The 20,068-nt window shown below is 69.8% G+C and carries 17 protein-coding genes; 2 read left to right on the forward strand and 15 right to left on the reverse strand.

What is annotated here, in order from left to right; genetic code table 11:
• Positions 1-44 precede the first annotated feature (44 nt).
• From ABI214_RS08345 to ABI214_RS08405, 13 genes are all read right to left on the reverse strand, one after another.
• Entirely contained in the window at positions 45-1,799 is a 1,755-nt protein-coding gene (locus ABI214_RS08345) for a cation acetate symporter (protein ID WP_348608570.1), read from the reverse strand.
• Positions 1,800-1,824: 25 nt separating this feature from the next.
• Positions 1,825-2,232 (reverse strand): hypothetical protein, encoded by a 408-nt coding sequence (locus tag ABI214_RS08350; protein WP_408586125.1) that lies wholly within the window; start codon positions 2,230-2,232, stop codon positions 1,825-1,827.
• Positions 2,217-3,014 (reverse strand): LytR/AlgR family response regulator transcription factor, encoded by a 798-nt coding sequence (locus ABI214_RS08355; RefSeq protein WP_408585891.1) that lies wholly within the window; start codon positions 3,012-3,014, stop codon positions 2,217-2,219. Before ABI214_RS08355 ends, ABI214_RS08350 begins: the two co-directional genes overlap by 16 nt.
• 61 nt (positions 3,015-3,075) lie before the next feature.
• Positions 3,076-4,221 (reverse strand): sensor histidine kinase, encoded by a 1,146-nt coding sequence (locus ABI214_RS08360; protein WP_408586123.1) that lies wholly within the window; start codon positions 4,219-4,221, stop codon positions 3,076-3,078.
• Positions 4,222-4,280: 59 nt separating this feature from the next.
• Entirely contained in the window at positions 4,281-5,465 is a 1,185-nt protein-coding gene (locus tag ABI214_RS08365) for a lipase family protein (RefSeq protein ID WP_431357162.1), read from the reverse strand.
• A gap of 50 nt (positions 5,466-5,515) precedes the next feature.
• Positions 5,516-7,150, reverse strand: coding sequence for a Na+/H+ antiporter (locus ABI214_RS08370; protein WP_348608579.1), 1,635 nt, complete (start codon positions 7,148-7,150; stop codon positions 5,516-5,518).
• Positions 7,151-7,213: 63 nt separating this feature from the next.
• Entirely contained in the window at positions 7,214-7,405 is a 192-nt protein-coding gene (locus ABI214_RS08375) for an antitoxin (RefSeq protein WP_280760256.1), read from the reverse strand.
• A gap of 106 nt (positions 7,406-7,511) precedes the next feature.
• Positions 7,512-8,198 carry a PaaI family thioesterase gene (locus ABI214_RS08380; RefSeq protein ID WP_348608582.1) on the reverse strand — a complete coding sequence of 229 codons (687 nt, stop codon included), beginning with the start codon at positions 8,196-8,198 and terminating at the stop codon, positions 7,512-7,514.
• A 70-nt stretch (positions 8,199-8,268) separates the two neighbouring features.
• Entirely contained in the window at positions 8,269-8,919 is a 651-nt protein-coding gene (locus tag ABI214_RS08385; protein WP_348608585.1) for a ScbR family autoregulator-binding transcription factor, read from the reverse strand.
• A gap of 34 nt (positions 8,920-8,953) precedes the next feature.
• Positions 8,954-10,108, reverse strand: coding sequence for a globin domain-containing protein (locus ABI214_RS08390; protein WP_348608588.1), 1,155 nt, complete (start codon positions 10,106-10,108; stop codon positions 8,954-8,956).
• Between the two features lie 44 nt (positions 10,109-10,152).
• Positions 10,153-10,560 carry a hypothetical protein gene (locus ABI214_RS08395; protein WP_348608591.1) on the reverse strand — a complete coding sequence of 136 codons (408 nt, stop codon included), beginning with the start codon at positions 10,558-10,560 and terminating at the stop codon, positions 10,153-10,155.
• 118 nt (positions 10,561-10,678) lie between these two features.
• Complete coding sequence (locus tag ABI214_RS08400; RefSeq protein ID WP_348608594.1) at positions 10,679-11,821, reverse strand: globin domain-containing protein; 1,143 nt, start codon at positions 11,819-11,821, stop codon at positions 10,679-10,681.
• 192 nt (positions 11,822-12,013) lie between these two features.
• Positions 12,014-14,497, reverse strand: a complete 2,484-nt coding sequence (locus ABI214_RS08405) for an HAD-IC family P-type ATPase (protein ID WP_348608597.1) — start codon at positions 14,495-14,497, stop codon at positions 12,014-12,016.
• Between the two features lie 77 nt (positions 14,498-14,574).
• On the opposite strand from ABI214_RS08405, the gene ABI214_RS08410 reads away from it, so the two are divergent.
• Entirely contained in the window at positions 14,575-16,950 is a 2,376-nt protein-coding gene (locus ABI214_RS08410; RefSeq protein WP_348608600.1) for a glycoside hydrolase family 3 C-terminal domain-containing protein, read from the forward strand.
• A 28-nt stretch (positions 16,951-16,978) separates the two neighbouring features.
• Here the strand turns inward: ABI214_RS08410 and ABI214_RS08415 are convergent, their stop codons facing one another.
• Positions 16,979-18,076, reverse strand: a complete 1,098-nt coding sequence (locus ABI214_RS08415) for an MBL fold metallo-hydrolase (RefSeq protein ID WP_348608603.1) — start codon at positions 18,074-18,076, stop codon at positions 16,979-16,981.
• A gap of 15 nt (positions 18,077-18,091) precedes the next feature.
• The gene (locus ABI214_RS08420; protein WP_348608606.1) at positions 18,092-18,823 is read right to left on the reverse strand and encodes an enoyl-CoA hydratase; all 732 of its coding nucleotides are present in this window, start codon (positions 18,821-18,823) and stop codon (positions 18,092-18,094) included.
• A 174-nt stretch (positions 18,824-18,997) separates the two neighbouring features.
• Here ABI214_RS08420 and ABI214_RS08425 point away from each other — a divergent pair, with 174 nt between their 5' ends.
• A complete protein-coding gene (locus ABI214_RS08425; RefSeq protein ID WP_348608609.1) occupies positions 18,998-20,068 on the forward strand; it encodes an NAD(P)-binding domain-containing protein in 1,071 nt (356 codons plus the stop codon).

Genomic DNA, 20,068 nt, shown 5'->3' on the forward strand with positions numbered 1-20,068 from the left:
CACGCAGCGCGTCAATCGCGAGACCCGCCCACCGGAACCCGGGCTCACATCGACCGCAGGTCGCCCTCGCGGTCGCGGCCCATGCCCAGCCGCTCGGGGGCATGCATGCGGGTGAAGATCCGGCCGACGTCACGCGGAATCTGTCGCCGCGTAGCGAGACTCACCACCACCATCGCCGCGAACGACAGTGGCACGCTCACCGCGGCCGGGTAACCGATCAGCGCCGCGGGCCAGCCGTGCCACAGCTCGTCGGACACCGCGTCGACGACGGCGAGCAGCGCCGCTCCCCCGCCGACCACGATCCCGACCGTCAACCCCGCGGCCGCACCGGCCGCCGTCAGCCCCCGCCACCAGATGCCGAGCACCAGCAGCGGGCACAGCGTGGACGCCGCGACCGCGAACACCAGCCCCACCGATCGCGAGAGGTCGAACGCCGTGGCGCCGAGGGCCAGCACCAGCGGCACCGCGCCCGCGACGAGTGCCGCCACCCGGAAGTCCCGCACCCGCCCGCGCAGGACGTCGGTGCTGACGACACCGGCGATGCTCACCAACAGCCCCGACGACGTCGACAGGAACGCCGCGATCGCGCCCGCCGCGACGAGCGCGGCCAGCAACTGTCCGCCCCAGCCCGACAGCACAGATCCCGGAAGCAGCAGGACCGCCGCGTCGGACGTGCCGGTGATGAGCAGTTGCGGCACGTACAGCCGCGCGAACACGCCGAGCAGCACCGGGAACACGTAGAACACGCCCACCAACCCGATCACCACGAGCGACGTCAGCCGCGCGGCCCGGCCGTCCGGGTTGGTGTAGAAGCGGACCAGGACGTGCGGCAGTCCCATCGCGCCGAGGAACGTCGCGAGGATCAGCGAGTACACCTGGTAGAGCGGGTGCGAGCCGCCGAATCCGCCGCCGGGCACGACCCATCCGGCGCCGTCGGCGGGGGCGCCCGCGACGACGGGAACGGGCGATCCCGCGGGCAGCACCAGCGTCGTGCCCTTCCCCAGTTCGTGCCGGCCGGTGCCGAGTTGCACCGCGCCCGACGTCTCGCGTCCGTCGAGCTCGCCGTCGACGGTGACGTCGGTCGGCGTCGCGACCTGCACGACGACATCGGTGGTGACGTCCACCGACGTCTGCACCGCTACCGTCGGCGGGGCGGGCTCACCGACCGGTTTCTCGTCGGCGAACCAGTGCACCGACAGCACCACCACCGGCACCGCGACGGCGGTGAACTTGAGCCAGTACTGGAAGCCCTGCACGAACGTGATCGAGCGCATCCCGCCGCCGACGACGTTGCCGATCACGATGGCCCCGACGACCACGACGCCTACCCACCGGGGCACACCCAGCAGGATGTTCAGTGTCAGTCCGGCGCCCTGGAACTGCGGAACCATGTAGAGGCCGCACACGAGGGCGACGACCACCATCGCGAGCCGGCGCACCCGCACCGAGCCGAGCCGGAACTCCGCGAAGTCCGGCACCGTGTAGGCGCCGGACCGGCGCAGCGGCGCCGCGACGAACAGCAGCAGGCCCAGGTAGCCCGCGGTGAAGCCGATCGGGTACCACAGCGCGTCCGCACCGTACTTCGCGATCAGCCCGGCCACACCCAGAAACGAAGCCGCCGAAAGATATTCGCCGGAGATCGCGGCCGCGTTCCACCCCGGTCCCACGCTGCGCGACGCGACGAGGAAATCGGACGTGGTGCGCGCCAGGCGAACCCCGTAGATGCCGATGCCGACGGTGGCCGCGGCGGCGACGACCAGCGCCAGCACCGTCAGGAGGGGAATCGGTTGTCCGGTCATCGGCATCGCCTCGTCGACGACATCGCTAGTCGTCGACCAGATCGGCGAAGTCCTGCTCGTTGCGCTCGGCGGCACGGATGTAGAACCGACCGGCCGCCAACAGGATCGGCACGGGCAGACAGATCGCGAGCAGCCACGGCAGACGGACCCCGAGAACCGCGACGCCGGCGACAGCCGGGAACGCGACCAGCAGCAGCGGGATCGCCCCGAACAGCAGCCCCACCACGAGCGCGACACGCAGCGCCAGGCTCAGCTGGGCACGGACGAGTCCGCGGATCATCGCGTCGCCGACCTCGGTCTGCTCCTGGACCTCGACCCGGGTACGCACCATGCGGGCGCCGCGACGCTGCGCCAGCACCACCCGTTCGCGCGCCGCCGCCGCCCGTCCGTACGGCGGAGGGATGGCGTCCGGCGACGTCACCGCGACGTCCAGCTCTGGCGCGGCCCGCGGATCAGCCGGTCCTTGAGTTCGCGCGTGTGGCGACGGCTCACCGGCAGTTCCACGGCCGGGGCGTCGCCCTGCGGCCGCAGGCACACCACCAGCCCGGACCCGACGCTGCGGATGCCGGTCACCTCGCCGAGCGACACCAGGTACGAGCGGTGCACGCGCAGGAAACCGGCGTCGGACCAGCGGCTCTCGAGCGACGAGATGGGGATGCGCACCAGGTGCGATCCGGTGGCGGTGTGCAGGCGGGCGTAGTCGCCGTCCGCCTCGACCCACTTCACGGTCGAGCGCGGCACCAGCGTGGTGACCCCGCCGAGTTCCACCGGGATCACCTCGTCCGCCGACGCGTCCTCGTCGCTCTCGTCGCGCGCGCGGCGGCGTCGTTCGACGATGCGGCGCACCGACTCCGCGAGGCGCTCCTCCCGCAGCGGCTTGAGGAGGTAGTCGACGGCACCCAGATCGAACGCCGCCACCGCGCGGTCCTCGTGCGCGGTCACGAACACCACCGACGGCGGGCTCGCGAACTGCGTCAGGATCCCGGCCAGCTCGAGCCCGTCGAGACCGGGCATGTTGATGTCGAGGAACACCGCGTCGACGCCGCCGTCGCGCAGGATTCGCAGCGCGGTCGTCGCGTCGCCGGCGGTGCGGATCTCGCCGATCTCGTCGCGGGCACGCAGCAGGAAGGCCAGCTCGTCGAGGGCAGGGCGTTCGTCGTCGACTGCCAGCACTGTCAGGAGGCCATCTGCGGGGCCGTCAGGGGTCTCTTTCACAACGGATCCATCGTGCCATGTCACGTCCCCGACCCGGACCAGCCGGGCCGAACGGTCGGGATCAGGCCCGGATCCCCGGGCGGAACTTCGGCACCCGCATGCTGACCTTGGTACCGGCGCCGGGTGCGGTCTCCACGACCAGGCCGTAGTCGTCGCCGAACGCCGCCCGCAGCCGGTCGTCGACGTTCGCGAGCCCCACGTGCGCGGCCTCGGACGTGCTCGGTCCGCCCGTCCCCGAGGTGACCGCGTCCAGCTCCCCGGAGCGCAGCAGCTCCGGGTCCATGCCGACGCCGTCGTCCTCGACGCTGATGATGCAGTCCGGGCCGGCGTCGGACGCCACGATCGTGACGGTGCCGCCGTCCGGCTTCCCGGACAGCCCGTGCCGCACCGCGTTCTCCACCAGCGGCTGCAGCGCCAGGAAGGGCAGCACGACGCTGAGTACCTCGGGCGCGATCTGCAACCGCACCTCGAGGTTGTCGCCGAACCGGGCCCGCTCCAGGGTGAGGTAGCGGTCGATGTTGCGCAGTTCGTCGGCGAGGACGGTGTACTCGCCCGCCGACCGGAACGAGTAGCGCGTGAAGTCGGCGAACTCGAGCACGAGTTCACGGGCGCGGTCGGGGTCGGTCCGGACGAACGACGCGATCGTGCCGAGGGCGTTGTAGATGAAGTGCGGGCTGATCTGCGCGCGCAGCGCGCGCACCTCGGCGCGATCCAGCCGGGCGCGGGAGGCGTCGAGTTCGGCCAGTTCGATCTGGCTGCACGCGTACCGCGCCACCTCGGTGAGCGCGCCCAGCATCGCCGGGCCCGGCTCCGCGGTGCTGACGACCCCCAGCACCCCGACGACGCCGGTGTGCTCGATCAGCAGCGGCTGCGCGACAACGGCGCGCACGTCGTGGTCGCCGGACCCGCGCTCGAGATCACCCTGTCCCACCAGGACCCGGCGGCCGCCGGCGATCGCCCGCACCGCCGCCGCGACGAACTGGTCCGCCAGCGCCTCGTGCGGGCCGTTCCACGCGAGCAGTGCGCCGTCCGGGCCGGCGATCGCGAGGGATTCGGCACCCGTCAGGCGGCGCAGGTGCGGCGCCGCCTCCCGGGACGACGCCTCGTCGAGCCCGCGGCGCAGCGGCCCGGCCGCGAGCGACGCGGTGTGCAGCGTGTCGTGCACGGCCCGCTCGGCCGGCGTGGTGAGCACCCGCCGCGTGCGCATCGCGACGACCGTGGCCGCCACGGCGACCACGACCACCAGCGCGGTCCACAGCACCACGCTCACGGGGCCGCCTGCCCGGCGCACGTGTTCACGATCGGCGCGTCGGTGAACCGTCCGACAACCCAGTCGATCGCGCCGGGCAGCGCGCGCGAATCGGCGTGCACGTCGTCGGCCCGGTATCGCAACTCGATCGCGTCGCCTAGCCCACACGCGCGGCCGACCGCGGCGGTGGTCCAGTCGGGGCGGATGAGGTTGTCACGACCGGCGACCACCACCAGCATCGGCGCTGCGGCGCGTCGCTGAGGCAGGGCGTCCTGCGCGAGCCACTCGTGCATCCGGACGACGTCGTCGGTGCTGCGCGGGATCGTGTCTGCCGGGGTGACGCTGAGCGCGACCGACAGCTTCCTCGATGCGAGCGGTCCTGTGCACGAGCGCATCACGTCCCGGTTCTCGGCGAGCGGCCCGCGAATGTAGGCACTCGCGTCGAGGTCGGGGTGTGCCACCGCCAGCCCGTCGAGCAGCATCGGCAGGAACAGCTGTTGCGGCACATCGAGATTCGGCGAGCCGCCGGAGACTATCGGGGTCAGGTCCGCCGGCGGGGACAGGCTCGCGGCGCCGACGAACTCGAGTCCGTCACCGTACTGCGCCGCCTGCTCCGCGGCCGCCCACGACGCCTGCCCGCCCTGCGAGACCCCGATCGCCGCCCATCGCGGCGAAGCGGCCGGGACGAGGAACCGCGCGGCCCGGACCGCGTCGATCAGGTTGTGCGCGGCCGTGATCGGCTCGAGGTAGGGGTGCGGCCCGCCGGTACCGAGGCCCTCGTAGTCCGTGACCGCGACGACCGCTCCACGGGCCAGCAAGTCCCGAACCAGCCCGCCCGACCCGAGCAGGTCGGGGTCGCGCGACGGTGCGCAATCGTCGAGCAGGCCGGTGGTCGGATGCCCCACCGTCACGATCGGCCACCCACCCGGCGGCGCCTGCCCGGGCGGCACGAACAGGGTGCCCGACACGTCGGTCCCGCGGCCGTCGATCCCCGACGTCGACCGGTAGAGGATCCGATGGCCGGACAGCCCGGTGCCGGTGAACGGTTCCGCGGACGTCACGAGGCCCCGCTCCGCCGGATCCGGCAGCGCGATCGCCGCGGTGCCGGTCGCGGTGCTCGTCGTGGTCCCGGCGTCGGGCTCCCCCGCTGTCGCCGAGCAGCCCGCGACCGCCGTCGCGCACGCGAGCGCGGCGAGCGCCATCCTGATTCGGGTCACGGCTCGATTGTGCCCGCCGCGGTCACCGGAGCGGATCATCCACGACGGCGGCGCTCGCGTTGTTCGGCCGCCGCCTCCTCGATGTCGCGGGATTCGAGTTCGGCGCGCAGCACCTCGTCGTCCAGGAGTCCCTCGTCGCGCGCCGCGATGAGAGCACTGCGCTGCGCCTCGAGTACGCGGCGCCGGACCGAATCGAACAGCGTGCCCGCTTTTCGCAGCTTGGTGACGCTCTCGTCGTCGCCCTCGGCCTCCTCGACCTGCGCCTGCGCCCGGATCGACACCCGCACCCGGTTGAGTGCGCGAACGAACTCGTCGGGGTCGGCTCCGCGAGGCGGGCCGGCCGCGACCTCGGCGAGCGCCCGGTCGGCGGCGTCGGCAGCGATCCGACGCGCCAGCTGCGTCTGCCGGCGGCCGCGTTCGGCTTCCGCGGGGTCCGCGACGTCCAGGCGCTCGATCATGAACGGAATCGTCGACCCCTGGATCAGGAGGGTGCCCACCGCGACGACGAACGCGATCGCCTGGATCACGCCGCGGCCGGGAAACGGATCGCCCGACGCCGTCAGCACCGGAATACCGCCGGCGGCGGCGAGCGTCACGACGCCGCGCATTCCGGCCCACGAGACGACGAGCTGCTGCTTCCAGGTGAGCCCCGAACTCGACGCCGAACCGCGCCGCGGCGTGAACCGCAACCGCTGTCCTCCCCAGTTGAGGAAGACCCACAGCGGGCGCACCAGGATGACCACCGCCAGAACAGCGAACGCGTACCCGAACACGTGATGGACGGGCAGACCCTCGGCGGCGACGTCGTCGATCACGAACTTGAGCTGCAGCCCCATGTACGCGAAGACGAACATCTCGAGCAGCAGGTCCAGCGTCGCCCACAGCGACCGTTCCTGGAGTCGGGTCGGAATCGAGACGTTGGTGGCGTGGTGCCCCATGACGAAACCGGCGACCACGACCGCGAGCACGCCGGACGTGTGGAGCTCCTCCGCGGCGAGGTAGGCGGCGAACGGCAGCACCAGCCCGAGGACGGTCTCGAGCGGTGAGTCGTACATGCGCGCACGCACCAGCCGCACGACCGTGGCCATCGCGAGACCGACAGCGACGCCACCGGCGACCTCGTACAGGAAGAACAGCACCGGCTGCTGGACGACGACTCGGGTTCCGGCGACGGCGGCGACACTGACCGTGAACAGGGTCAGCGCGGTCGCATCGTTGAGGAGCCCCTCGCCGGTGAGAATCGTCAGCACCCGCTTCGGCAGGCCGAGCTTGCGGCCCACCGAGACGGCGCTGACGGCATCCGTCGGTGAGACCACCGCGCCGAGGACGAGGGCCGCACCGAGCGTCAGCTCGGGCACCAACCAGTTCGCGAAGAATCCGACGACGAACGCCGTCACCAACACCAGCCCGACACCCAGGCGCAGGATCGGGGCGATGTTGCGCCGCAGGCTCGCAAGCGAGAAGTCCAGCGCCGCCGAATACAGCAGCGGCGGGAGAACCACCCCGAGGATGATCGTCGGGTCCAGTTCCAGCCGTGGCATTCCCGGTATGAACGAGGCCGCCGAACCGACGGTGACGAGCACGAGGGGGACCTGCAGGTCCCGACGTTTCGCCAGACTCGTCACCGCGATCGACACGATGACGACGAGGAGTACGAGAGTTCCGTTCACACGACGATTGTGCCGCCGAACGGCCCCCGGTCACTCATCGGCCGCGCCGTCACCGCACAACGGTCACTCCTTCGGCGGCACAACCTTCTTCGCCGCCTCCGCGGCCTTGTCGATGTGCTCGCTGTACTTGCCACCGGTCTTCTCGTCGGCGATGTCCGCGGCCTTGTCGATCACTTCCTGGACCTTGTCGGAATGCTCTGCAGCGAGTTCCTGGCCCTTGTCCACGAGTCCCTTGACCGAATCCATGAAGCCCATGGCGACATCCTCCTCCACGTCGTTCGTGCACGACTGCCGTGCCCGCCGTCCAGTTTCACATCGACGCCGACGCGGCTTCCACCTCGGCACCCCTGAGGGTGTCCGTTCAGGCGGATCCCGGAATCGGGAGCGCGCCCGACGCGTCGCCGGACCGCGCCCACCGGGGCAGGATGAAGATCCCCTCCGCCTCGACGCACACGCCGTCGGGTCCGGCGAGATGGCCCGTGACGAAGGTCTTGACGCCCTCGATGCGGTCGATCCGGGCCTCGGCGTGCAGCTTGCCGAGCGGGGTGGGACGGCGGTAGCGCAGCGTGAGCGTCGCGGTCATTCCCGGCGCGCCGCCGTGTTCGGCCGCCTCGCCGAGAACCTGGTCGAGCACGAGGGCCGAGATGCCACCGTGCGTCAGGCCCGCCGGACCCTCGTACACCATGCCGAGCTCGAAGTCGGCCCACACCCGGCCGTCGGGATCGCGGTTGATCGTCACCGGCGGCGCGACCGCGTTGCGCAGGCCCACGACCGCGTTCCCCCATGCCCGCTTCGTTCCCGATTCGCTCCACCGCACACCGTAGGGGTGCTGCCGGGTCTGCTTGCCGAGCAATGCCTTCGCCGCTTCGATGTGCTCGCGTGCACGACTGATGTCGTCGTCGCCGACCTCGGTCGCCAACGCGACCTCGATCAGATCCCGCACGCTCTCGGTCAGGGGGCCGTAGAGGTCGACCTCACGGGCGATCTCGTCGTCCGTCAGACCGTCGTACACGTAGAGGACCTGCTGTTCCTCGATCGAATCCGCCACAATGCCTCATTCCCACCCGCAAGTACCCGATGTGCATCATGCACGTGACGTGCACACTACATATCGGGGTTCACCTCGCCGCGGCGTACCACCTGGCGGAGGTGACCGACCGGATCCGGTCGTGCCGGGCAGGCGGCACGATCGCGGGCAACAGCACCGCCCACATCTCGCCGACGCGCCGATCCAGGTCCTCGAAGAAGGTCCGCATCCGCGACACCACCTGCGCCCCGGCGACGACGCAGATCAGGTGCCGCGCGATCACAGGCGCAGAGACGTAGTCGGCGACGTCCCCCTGCTCGATCGCGCGCTCGACGAAGCGGGTACAGCCGTCCGTCCACACGCTGTACGGATCCGACGACCCACCGCCCCCGCCCGACGCACCCAGTTCGACGGTCAGTCGGATCCCCGCGCGCACGATCGGGTCGGTGACGATCTGCCGCGCCATCTCGTGGCACAGCATCACCACCTGCTCGAGGGCCGACACCTCGGCTGCGGCGATCGCCTCCGTCGACGCCTCCGCGATGCCGCGTTGCTCCCGAATGATCGACTGCGCGAGGCCGTCCTTGGATCCGAAGTGGAAGTACAACGCACCCTTGGTGATCCGCGCACTGTCGACGATCTCGTCGACGCGTCCGCCGTAGTAGCCGAACCGGTCGAAGACCTGTGCGGCACAGACCACGATCTGCCGCCGGGTCGCCACCGCACGAGCCTGCTGCGCCACGTCACACCTCCGCCCGAGTCCCCGCCGGCCGACTTCAGTCGAAGCCCAGCCAGGAGTCCGGGGCGAACACCTCGTAGTGGATGTGCTCCGGGCGGACCCCTTTCACCACGGCGATCTTGCGGACCTGGCGCATGAACTGGGGAGATCCGCACAGGTACACGTCGGCTTTCCGGTCCCAGTCGCGCTTGCGCAGCAGCCCGAGCCCTTCCTCCATGTCGCCGACGTAGAAGGTGTCGATCGCACTCTTGCCCGCGTACGCGCGGAGTAGTTCCAGGATCTGGGCACGATGCCCGAACGACGCCTCGTCGTTGTCGACATGGAAGACGTGCACCGGGCGGGTGTCCCGGTCCTCGACCATCGCCTGGAGGACGGCGACCGTGAGCGCGGCACCGACACCGGAGGATCCCAGCACGATCGGGCCGTCCCCCGGAATCGGATACGGCGTGCCCGACGGGATCGACACCACGAGTGGGTACCCGACGCCGACCTCGGCGATCAGCTTGTTGGACACCCGACCGCCCGGCACCGGGCTGACGGTGAACTCCCAGGTCCCCGACTCCTGGCCCGCCATCACGGTGTACTGGCGGATCTGGCGGCTGCCGTCCTCGTAGATCACCGAAACGGAGGCGTACTGACCGGCCTCGAACTTCTTCATCGGGCAGTTGTCGTCGCCGGCGAGGGTGAACGTCCACACGCCAGGAGCGATCTCGCGGCGACCGACGACCGTGAGCGCGGTCCAGATCTGCCCCGCCGAGACGCCGACCTTCTCGTATATCCCGGCTTCCTGCTTGATGAGCGAGTTCGCCATGAGCCAGTAGACCTCGTCCCACGCGGCCGCGACCTCCGCGGTCACGGCGTCCCCGAGAACCTGGACGATGGCCTTGAACAGGGCCCGATGAACCAGGTCGTAGTGCACCGGGGTGATGCCGAGGGATGCGTGCTTGGCGGCGATTCGAGACATGACGTGATCGACCGGGGGTGCGTCCTCGGTGACCAGCAGGGTGGCGAAGGCCGCGACCGCGCCTGCCAGTGCCTTCTGCTGCTCCCCGCTTTCCTGGTTCGCCTCGTTGAAGAGGTCCTTCTCCAACAAGGGGAGACTGCCGAACAGATTGTCGTAGAAGATGCGACTGATCTCGCCCAGGTTCTCGCCCACCACGGGGAGCGTCGCCTCGATGATGGGCAGGGACACGGGCGAAAGGAGCGACGAATTCGGCGCAACGGCAGCTTCGGACATCAGATAGTCACAACCTTTCGAGACCAATCGATAACGGCGGACAGAGCTTCGCCGACCCCCTGGTGAAAGGCGATCTCCACCGAAGAATCGGTAATGTCCTCGTGGAATCGGGGACCGAACTTGTTCTCGAGGATCGCAACCATTCGTTCCACCGCCCCGGATACGCCGACCGACGAGGCGTGAGGACGGTACAGGTCGTCAGCCTCCTGGAATACGTCCAGAATCCCTTTCAGGTAGTACTGGATCTCCAGGGATTGCAGGTACGCGTCGAGATCGGTTGTCGCCGACCCCTGCAATTCCGCATCCCTCAGCGGAGAGAAGATCTCGCGGGTCGCCGCGAACGGTTCGTAGCGAAGGGATTCTCGATGATCGATCTCCGCACCGACCCCCGGACGGGTCAGGGTCATCCTTCTATTCCTTTGTTACTTGTCACAAGGAGATCCACTATGCGAAAAGTGGCTGAAACAGAATAGGGGTGGAGCCACATTCGAATGGCTCCACCCGGTATTCATGCGTATCGAGTGGTCAGGATCGAAGCCAGGAGTCCGGCCCGAAGACCTCGTAGTGGATCCTGGAGTCGTCGACTCCGGCCACGTTGAGCAGTTTGTGGGTGGCCGCCACGAAGTCCACCGAGCCACAGATCAGCGCGTTGTCGCCGTCCGCGAAGGCGCGGTCCTCGATCGCTCCGGCGAAGATCTCCTCGGGGGTTTCCGCGGGTTCCGCGTAGCAGAAGACGTGCTCGCCGCCCAGCTTGTCGACCAGGTCCGCGGTCGTGTCGGCGAACGCGTGCGATGCGCTGTCGAGATCGGCGTGGATCACGACGACCGGGTTCTTCCGCCCCTGGGCGACCATGCCGCCCAGGATCCCGACGAAGGGGGCGTTGCCGATGCCCTTGGACAGGAGGAACACGCGGCCGTCGCCTTCGGGGAGGCTGACGTCACCGAACGGGGGCGAGGCGATGACCGTCGATCCCACCGTGACGTGGTCGTGGATGAAGTTGGACACCTCGCCGAGCGGATCGCTCGTGTCCCGCTTTACCGCGACCTCGATCCGGCCGTTGTCGAAGTCGACGATGGAGTACTGGCGGATCTGACGCGCGCCGTCGGGAAGCCTCACCCCGATCGACAGATACTGGCCGGGGACGGGATCCTGGAATCCGCTGGCGTCCAGGACGAGTGAGATCACGTCCTCGGTGCGCCGGACGACGTCCAGGACCTGGATCTCCCGGAGCACCGTGTCCGGGTCGACGTCGGCAGCCTTGTACAGCTGCTTCTCCGCGTCGATGAGCGCGTGGGCCAGGAGCCAGTACACGGCGTCCCACGCCTCCGCGACCTCGGAGGTCACCGCGTCGCCGAGAACATCCACGATGGCCTCGAACAGGAACTTGTGCACCACGTCGTACTGGGCTTCGCTGACGCCGAGCGATGCGTGCTTGTGGGCGATCCGGCCGATAGTCGTACGAGGGTCCTCGTCGGTATCGGAGATCAGAAGCGTCGCGAAGTTGGCGATGGAACCGGCCAGCGCCTTCTGCTGTTCGCCCCGAGCCTGGTTGCTCCTGTTGAACACGTCGCGCTCGAGCACCGGCGCCGCGTCGAACAGCTTGGTGTAGAACAGCTCGGTGATGGCGCCGATGTTCTCGCCCACCACGGGCAGAGTCGCCCGAATCACCTCGGCATGCTCCCCCGACAACAGTTGCGCTGTAATGGTCTTCTCCCCTTCATCCCGACCGAAAACCCAGTGGTCCGTCGTGTCTGCGGGTGGGACTCTACAGACAGCGATCATTGAATTTGTCGGGATTGCGCAACGTTTTCGTGCTGGAAACAAAGGCGGCCCCCGAGGCGGACCTCGGGGACCGCGACGTCATGCTCCGTGCACGCCCGGAAGGTCGTCGCTCGACGCGAACAGGCGCCGGTGCTCGCCGTGGATCCGACCGGTGACCCACCACGCGATCTCGACCGCCACCACGCCGACGAATCCGATCACGAACGCTCCGGTCGTGGCGGCGACGTTGGACGGATCCAGCTTGAAGAACTCGCGGGTGAAATCGAATCCGAACAGGACGACGTAGCCGAGCACCGAGCCCACGAGCAGCACGATCTTCCACCACACGTACGGCCGGGCGACGACCGCGAGGACCCACAACGCGATCATGATGAGCGTGATCAGCGCCGTGGTGCTGGCCTGCTCGACCTGCTGTTCGGTGGCGTCGGGGCCCTTGTACGCGAGCAGGTACGCCACGTAGGTCGCGATGCCGATGATGACGCCCGACGGGATCGCCAACCGCATGACGCGGCCGACGAATCCCGACTGGGCACGCTCGTTGTTCGGGGCGAGCGACAGGATGAACGACGGGATGCCGATCGTGAACCACGCCGCGATCGTCACGTGCCGCGGCAGGAACGGGTACGGCAGCGGATTGAAGTGGAAGATCTGCGCCGCCACGCCCGAGATGCCGATCAGGAAGGCCAGCAGCACCGAGTACACGGTCTTGGTGAGGAACAGGTTCGAGACCCGCTCGATGTTGCCGATCACCCGCCGGCCCTCGCCCACGACGTAGGGCAGCGTCGCGAACTTGTTGTCCAGCAGAACGATCTGCGCCACCGCGCGGGTCGCGGGGCTGCCCGAGCCCATCGCGACTCCGATGTCGGCGTCCTTGAGGGCGAGCACGTCGTTGACGCCGTCGCCGGTCATCGCGACGGTGTGCCCGCGCGACTGCAGGGCGCCGACCATCGCACGCTTCTGGTCGGGCCGGACCCGGCCGAACGTGGTGGCCTCGTCGAGGGTGTCGGCGAGCTTCTCCGGATCCTCCGGCAGTTGGCGTGCATCGATCGCGTTGTCGCCGCCGGGCAGACCGAGCGACGTCGCGACCGCGCCCACCGAGACGGCGTTGTCACCGGAGATGACCTTGACCTGAACCTTCTGGCCCGCGAAGTATTCGAGGGTCTCGCGGGCGTCCGGGCGCACCTTCTGGTCGAGGACCACCAGCGCGCGCGGCGTCACGACTCCGGGGGCGTCGGGGGCATCGACGGGACGGTCGCTGCTGCCGAGCAGCAGCACACGCAGTCCCTGCGCGCCGATCTCCTCGGCCTCGCGGGCCATGTCGCTGTCCGGGTCCAGCAGGACGTCGGGGGCGCCGAGCAGCCAGTTGCCGTTGTTGCCGTAGGACTGGCCGCTCCACTTCTTGGCCGACGAGAACGGCGCGACGGCGGTGGGCTCCCAGCCGGGGTCGTCGGCGAGCGCCTCGCGGATCGCGACCATGCTCGCGTTGGGGCGCGGGTCGTCCGCCGCCATCGCGGCGAGGGCACGGGTGGCCTGCTCGTCGTCCGGCTTGGCGGTGCGCAGCTCGGCGAGCTTCATGCCGTTCTCGGTGAGGGTGCCGGTCTTGTCCGCGCACACGACGTCGACGCGGGCCAGACCCTCGATGGCCGGCAGTTCCTGCACCAGGCACTTGCGCTGCCCGAGCCGGATCACACCGACCGCGAACGCGATCGACGTCATCAGCACGAGGCCCTCGGGGACCATCGGGACCAGGGCCGCGACCATGCCGTTGAGCGCGGGGCCGAGCGCCTGGCCGCTGGAGAACAGCTGGTTGTAGATGATCAGCAGACCCGCCGGGATCATCAGGTACGTGATGAACTTCAGGATCTTGTCGATGCCGCTGCGCAGCTCGGAATGCACGAGCGTGAACTTGCTGGCCTCCTCGGCGAGCTTCGCGGCGTACGCCTCGCGTCCCACCTTGGTCGCCCGGTAGGCGCCGCTGCCGGCGACGACGTAGCTGCCCGACAGGACCTGCGCCCCGACTGCCTTGTGCACCGGATCGGCCTCGCCGGTGAGCAGCGACTCGTCCACCTCGAGCGCCGACGCCTCGACGACGATGCCGTCGACCACGATCTGGTCTCCCGGACCGAGCTCGATGATGTCGTCGAGCACCACGTCGCTGGGCGCGACGGGCGCCGCCGCGCCGTCACGACGGACCATCGGCTTGGCCTGACTGACGATCGCGAGCTGATCGAGTGTTCGTTTGGCGCGGATCTCCTGGATGATGCCGATCCCGCTGTTGGCGATGATCAGCAGACCGAACATCCCGTCGATGATCGACCCCGTCGACAGCACGATGACCAGCAACACGCCGAGGATTGCGTTGATCCGGGTGAACACGTTTCCCCGGACGATGTCCTTGACCGAGCGACTCCCTTGATCGGGGACGTCGTTGGTCTGCCCGTTCGCGACCCGCTGCGCCACCTCGTCGGCGGTCAGGCCGTTCTCGATGTGCCGGGGATCGGTCTCCAGGGTGCCGACAGCGCTGACTGCCGCGTCTTGGCCCAGTGACTCGTCCGTTGCCATGACAGAAGGCTATTCCAACGCGGCGGCGGGGACTCGGATGGACCACGGTGCGGCGACGACGGGGGCATGCTGTTTCCATGACGACGCGAGCTCGAGTGTCCCTCACCTCCGGCGCCGATTTCTGGCACACGCAGGCCCCGCAGGGTGCCGGTCTGCCCGCCATCACGCTCGCCGACGGGCCGCACGGCGTCCGCAAACAACGGACCGAGTCCGGGTACTCCCCCGAGTCGGTCCCGGCGACGTGCTTCCCGACCGCGTCGGCGCTCGCCGCGACGTGGGACGTCGAACTGCTCCGTGGGGTGGGTGCCGCGCTCGGCGCCGAGGCCCGCACGGAGGACGTGAGCGTGCTGCTGGGCCCGGGCGCGAACATCAAGCGCAGCGCGCTGTGCGGACGCAATTTCGAGTACTTCTCGGAGGACCCGTTCCTCTCCTCCCGGATGGCGGCGGCCTGGATCCGCGGCGTCCAGTCCACCGGGGTCGGCGCGTCACTCAAACACTTCGCGGTCAACAACCAGGAGTTCCGCCGCTACAGCATCGACGCGCTCGTCGACGCCCGAGCGCTGCGCGAGATCTACCTGGCGAGTTTCGAGCACGCCGTGGTCGAGGCGGAGCCCGCGACGGTGATGGCGGCGTACAACCGCGTGAACGGCACCTACTGTGTCGAGAATCACGAATTGCTCACCCGGATTCTGCGCGACGAGTGGGGTTTCGACGGCCTGGTGGTCTCCGACTGGGGCGCGGTCACGCGGCGGTCGGCGTGCCTGGCGGCGGGGCTGGATCTCGAGATGCCCGGCTACGACGGCCGCGGCGACGACGCCGTGCTCGCGGCAGTGGAGTCGGGTGAGCTGAGCGCGGCCGCGGTCGAACGAGCCGCCGACGCGGTGACCCGCCTGATCGAGCGGACCGCGGGGGCGCGCAGCGCCGAGAAGGGGTACGACGCCGCCGCCCACCACACCCTCGCCCGCCGCGCCGCCGAGGCCGGCACCGTGCTGCTGAAGAACGACGGCGGTGTCCTGCCGCTCGAGCCGTCGACCCGCGTCGCGGTGATCGGCGAGTTCGCGAAGCAGCCGCGGTACCAGGGCGCCGGCAGTTCCGGGATCAATCCGCACCGCTTGGACGACGCGTGGACCGACCTGTCCGAACGTGTCGGCGCGGACCGGCTCACGTATGCGCCCGGCTATCGGCGCGGGTCCGGGCAGACCGACTCCGCGCTGATCGACGAGGCACTCGCCGCCGCCCGGGACGCGGACGTCGCGGTCGTGTTCGCCGGGCTGCCGGACAGCTACGAGACCGAGGGCGTCGACCGGGCGAACCTGAGTCTGCCCAGTGGCCACGACACCCTGATCGCCGCGGTCGCGGAGGTGTGCCCGCGGGTTGCCGTGGTCCTCGCCGGCGGCGCGCCGGTGACAATGCCGTGGCACGACGACGTCGCCGCGATCGTCGAGTGCTACCTCGGCGGGCAGGCCGCGGGCAGCGCGATCGCCCGGATCCTCACCGGCGACGCCGAACCGGGCGGACGGCTCGCGGAGACGTTCCCGCTGCGGACGGCCGACAACCCGGTGCACGTGTGGCCGGCGGGGCCGGCCACGCTCGAGTACCGCGAGAGCATCTACGTCGGGTACCGGTACTACGACGCGGCCGGGCTGGATGTGCGTTACCCGTTCGGCCACGGGCTGAGCTACACCACCTTCGCGTGGTCCGAACTCGAGATCGCCGAGGTCTCGAACGACGACGCGGCCGAGCAGCGGTTCGACGTGTCCGTACGGATCACGAACACCGGCGACCGTCCGGGCAGCGAGGTCGTGCAGGTGTACGTGCGCGACGTCGAATCCACCGTGTTCCGCCCCGAGCAGGAACTCGCGGGCTTCGCCAAGATGTTCCTCGTGGCCGGGGAGTCGCGCCGCGTCACGGTGCAGGTGGACAGGCGCGCGTTCTCGTTCTGGGACACCACGATCGACGACTGGTCGATCGAGTCGGGCGACTTCGAGATCCGGGTCGGCGCGTCCTCGCGCGACATTCGCCTGTCCGCAACCGTGCGACTCGCGTCCGACCGGAGCGGGTTCGACCCGGGTCCCGCCGCGTACCACGGATCACCGGTGTTCGAGCGGGATGCGTTCGCGGCGTTGTACGGTCGGCCGCTGCCGGACAACGTCGTCGACGCACCCGGCCGCTACACCGTCGACACCCCCATCGCCGACATCCGCCACCCCGCCGCGACGCTGCTGACGACGTTCATGCGACGCAGGGTCGCGGCGATGGCTCCGACGCTCGACGAGGACGATCCGCTGACGCTGCTGTTCGAGCGGTCGCTGCAGGAGCTGCCGCCGAGGATGGTGCCGATGCTCACCCAGGGCGGCGTCACACCCGACGCGGTGCGGGCGTTCGTGGACATTTGCAACGGTCGCGGCGTGCGCGGCGTCCGGGCACTGGTCGCATCGCTGCGGCGCAGGTGAGTTGTGCTGCGCGACAGCCGATGACAGCTCAGCCCAGGTCTTCCCACCAGATCTTCTGGTCCGGTGGACGGAGCGCGTCGACCCGCTGACCGACCATCGGCACCGACATGGCGACACCCGCGGTGGCGGCCGCGTGGCAGAGCCTCGAGATCGGCTCGGCCCACGGATGGAACGCGAGGTTGAACGTGGCCCAGTGGATCGGGATCAGCAGCGCGCCGCCCACGTCCAGGTGGGTGCGTACCGCCTCCTCCGGGTTCATGTGGATGTCGGGCCAGCGCTCGTCGTAGGCGCCGACCGGGAGCAGGGTGACGTCGAACGGCCCGTACCGGCGACCGAGGTCGGCGAACCGCGGCGTGTAACCGGAGTCGCCGCCGAAGAACACCTTCCGTCTCGGTCCGGCGATCACCCACGACGCCCACAGCGTGGTGTCGCGGGCGAGCCCGCGTCCCGAGAAGTGCCGGGCCTCCGTGCACGTCAAGGTCAGCCCGGCGACGTCGGCGCTCTCGTCCCAGTCGAGCTCGACGATGCGGGCGTCCGGGACGCTCCACCGCCGCAGGTGGGCGCCCACCCCGATGGGCACGACGAAGACGGTGTCCTGGGTCCGGGCCAGGGTGGTGATCGTCGCCTGATCGAGGTGGTCGTAGTGGTCGTGCGAGACGAGGACGGCGTCGACGGCGGGCAGGTCCCCCAACGCCAACGGCACCGGGTGCATGCGTGCGGGTCCCACCACTGCGGACGGCGAAACCCGTTCGCTCCATACGGGATCCGTCAGCACACGGCGGCCGTCGATCTCGACCAGCACGCTCGAATGCCCGAACCACGTCACGGCCAGCTCACCGGCGACGGTCGGAGCGAGCGGTGTCGCGAGCGGGATCGCACGTCGCGGACGGCCGATCGTGCCGCGGGTGAGGAACGCCTTCGCGAGACCGGACTGCGATCCGGAGGGCAGCGACGAGCTGGGATCGGAATTGTGGAATCGACTGTCGCGGTAGCGCGGTGATGCCGCTGCATACGGTTCGATCGCCGCTCGGGACGCCCCGAGCGCGGGCAGCGTTCCCCATGCGGCGCGTGCCACCCAGCCCGCACCGGCGGCCGCCGCCGCGACGAGCACTCCCCTGCCGATCATCGTCACCCCGCCTCCCTACCTGCCCCGGAATTCCGGAGCGCGCTTCTCGAGGCGCGCGGCACGCGCCTCCTGCGCGTCCTCGCTACCCCATGCCGCGTACAGAGCAGCCAGTTGCTCCTCCGTCTGCGCCTCGCGGGTGCCGTCGTCGTTGAACACCAGCTTGAGGTGCCGCAAGGACAGGGGTGCGAGTTCCGCGATGGTCCGCGCCCACTCCTGCGCGGCGACGAGGTCGCCGACCTTGTTGGCCAGACCCCGAGCGAAAGCCTCTTCCGCCGAGAGCATCTCGGCACCGAGAAGCATCGTCCGCGCCGGACCGCCGCCGACGAGCGACACCAGTCGGCGCACCGTCCACTTGTCCACGCTGATACCGAGTTTCGCGGCCGGGATGCCGAACCGCGCCTCGGGCGCGACCACCCGCAGGTCCGACGCGAGCGCGAGTTGAGTACCGGCACCGACCGCGGGCCCGTTGATCGCGGCGATCACCGGCACGGGGATCGAGTCGATCGTGTGCAGCATGCCGAGCAGGTGGTCGGTGAAGCCCTCGGCGTAGACGTCGCCGGACAGGTCGGCGCCGGCGCAGAACGCGGTGCCCTGCCCGGTGAGCACGATGACCCGGGCCTCCTCCGCGACGGCCTTCTCGAGGGCCTCGCGCAGGGCGATACACAACTCGGTGTTGAGGGCGTTGCGTCGATCCGGCCGCTGCAACTCGAGCGTGACCACATGGCCGTCACGGCTGGTCCCGATCATCTGGCTTCCACTCGCTTTCTCGGGTGCGAGGCGCCGTCCCCTGTGGACGGTCCCCGGCGGGTGCGACCCGAACAGTACCTGTAACGCAGCATCCACAGTCACGTCGAGCACCCTGGAACAACGGAGCCGTCGCGAGCGTTGCGGCAAATCCAGGCTAAGTCAGAACGGAGTGGGATGGACACCGAGCTCGAGGTGGTCGTGATCGGAGCCGGACAGGCCGGCCTGTCGACCGCTTATCAGCTGCGCCGATCCGGCCTCGCCCCGGAGCGTGAGTTCGTGGTCCTCGATCACGCACCCGGTCCCGGCGGTGCGTGGCAGTTCCGGTGGCCGTCGCTGACGCTGCAGACCGTCAACGGGGTGCACGATCTGCCCGGGATGGCGTTCGCCGAGACACTCGGACCCGACACCGACACGGTGCAGGCTGCCGACGCCGTCCCCCACTACTACGGCCTCTACGAGAAGCGGTTCGAACTGCCGGTGCACCGGCCCGTGCACGTGACCGTCGTGTGCGACCGCGGCGAGCGGCTCGCCGTGGAGACCCCGGAGGGGATGTACCTGACCCGCGGGCTGGTCAACGCCACCGGAACCTGGGAACGCCCCTTCGTCCCGTCCGTGCCCGGCGCCGAACGGTTCGAGGGACGGCAACTGCACACGCGCGACTACCGCTCGGCCCGCGAATTCGAGGGCGAGCACGTGATCGTCGTCGGCGGCGGGATCTCCGCGGTCCAACTGCTCGACGAGATCTCGTGCGTCACGAGCACGACATGGGTGACCCGTCGCGAACCGCAGTTCCGCGAGGAGCCGTTCACCCCCGAGATCGGCCGTGCCGCAGTCGCGCTCGTCGAGGATCGGGTGCGTCGCGGGCTCCCGCCGGGATCGGTGGTCTCGGTGACCGGATTGCCCGTCACCCCGGCGATCCGCGCGGCCCGCGAACGCGGTGTGCTGCACCGACTGCCGATGTTCTCCGAGATCACCGAGACCGGCGTCCGCTGGGCCGACGGATCCGAGCAGCGCGCCGACGTCATCCTGTGGTGCACGGGATTTCGCTCGTCGCTCGACCACCTGGCACCGCTGCGCCTGCGCGGGCCCGGCGGCGGAATCACCATGACCGGCAGGCTCGCGACCCAGGTGGCCGCCGATCCGCGGGTCCACCTGGTGGGGTACGGACCGTCGGCGTCGACGATCGGCGCCAACCGTGCCGGCCGCGCCTCGGCCCGGGAGCTGACCCGCTATCTCGCGCGGTGA

The sequence above is a fragment of the Prescottella soli genome, assembly GCF_040024445.1.
Taxonomy (GTDB): domain Bacteria; phylum Actinomycetota; class Actinomycetes; order Mycobacteriales; family Mycobacteriaceae; genus Prescottella; species Prescottella soli.

Coding starts and splice junctions, on each gene's coding strand:
- ABI214_RS08420 (WP_348608606.1), bottom strand. CDS start 18,823: ATGATCGGGACCAGCCGTGACGGCCATGTGGTCACGCTCGAGTTGCAG.
- ABI214_RS08415 (WP_348608603.1), bottom strand. CDS start 18,076: ATGATCGGCAGGGGAGTGCTCGTCGCGGCGGCGGCCGCCGGTGCGGGC.
- ABI214_RS08360 (WP_408586123.1), bottom strand. CDS start 4,221: ATGCGCACGCGGCGGGTGCTCACCACGCCGGCCGAGCGGGCCGTGCAC.
- ABI214_RS08410 (WP_348608600.1), top strand. CDS start 14,575: ATGACGACGCGAGCTCGAGTGTCCCTCACCTCCGGCGCCGATTTCTGG.
- ABI214_RS08345 (WP_348608570.1), bottom strand. CDS start 1,799: ATGACCGGACAACCGATTCCCCTCCTGACGGTGCTGGCGCTGGTCGTC.
- ABI214_RS08395 (WP_348608591.1), bottom strand. CDS start 10,560: ATGACCCTGACCCGTCCGGGGGTCGGTGCGGAGATCGATCATCGAGAA.
- ABI214_RS08375 (WP_280760256.1), bottom strand. CDS start 7,405: ATGGGCTTCATGGATTCGGTCAAGGGACTCGTGGACAAGGGCCAGGAA.
- ABI214_RS08365 (WP_431357162.1), bottom strand. CDS start 5,465: ATGGCGCTCGCCGCGCTCGCGTGCGCGACGGCGGTCGCGGGCTGCTCG.
- ABI214_RS08425 (WP_348608609.1), top strand. CDS start 18,998: ATGGACACCGAGCTCGAGGTGGTCGTGATCGGAGCCGGACAGGCCGGC.
- ABI214_RS08405 (WP_348608597.1), bottom strand. CDS start 14,497: ATGGCAACGGACGAGTCACTGGGCCAAGACGCGGCAGTCAGCGCTGTC.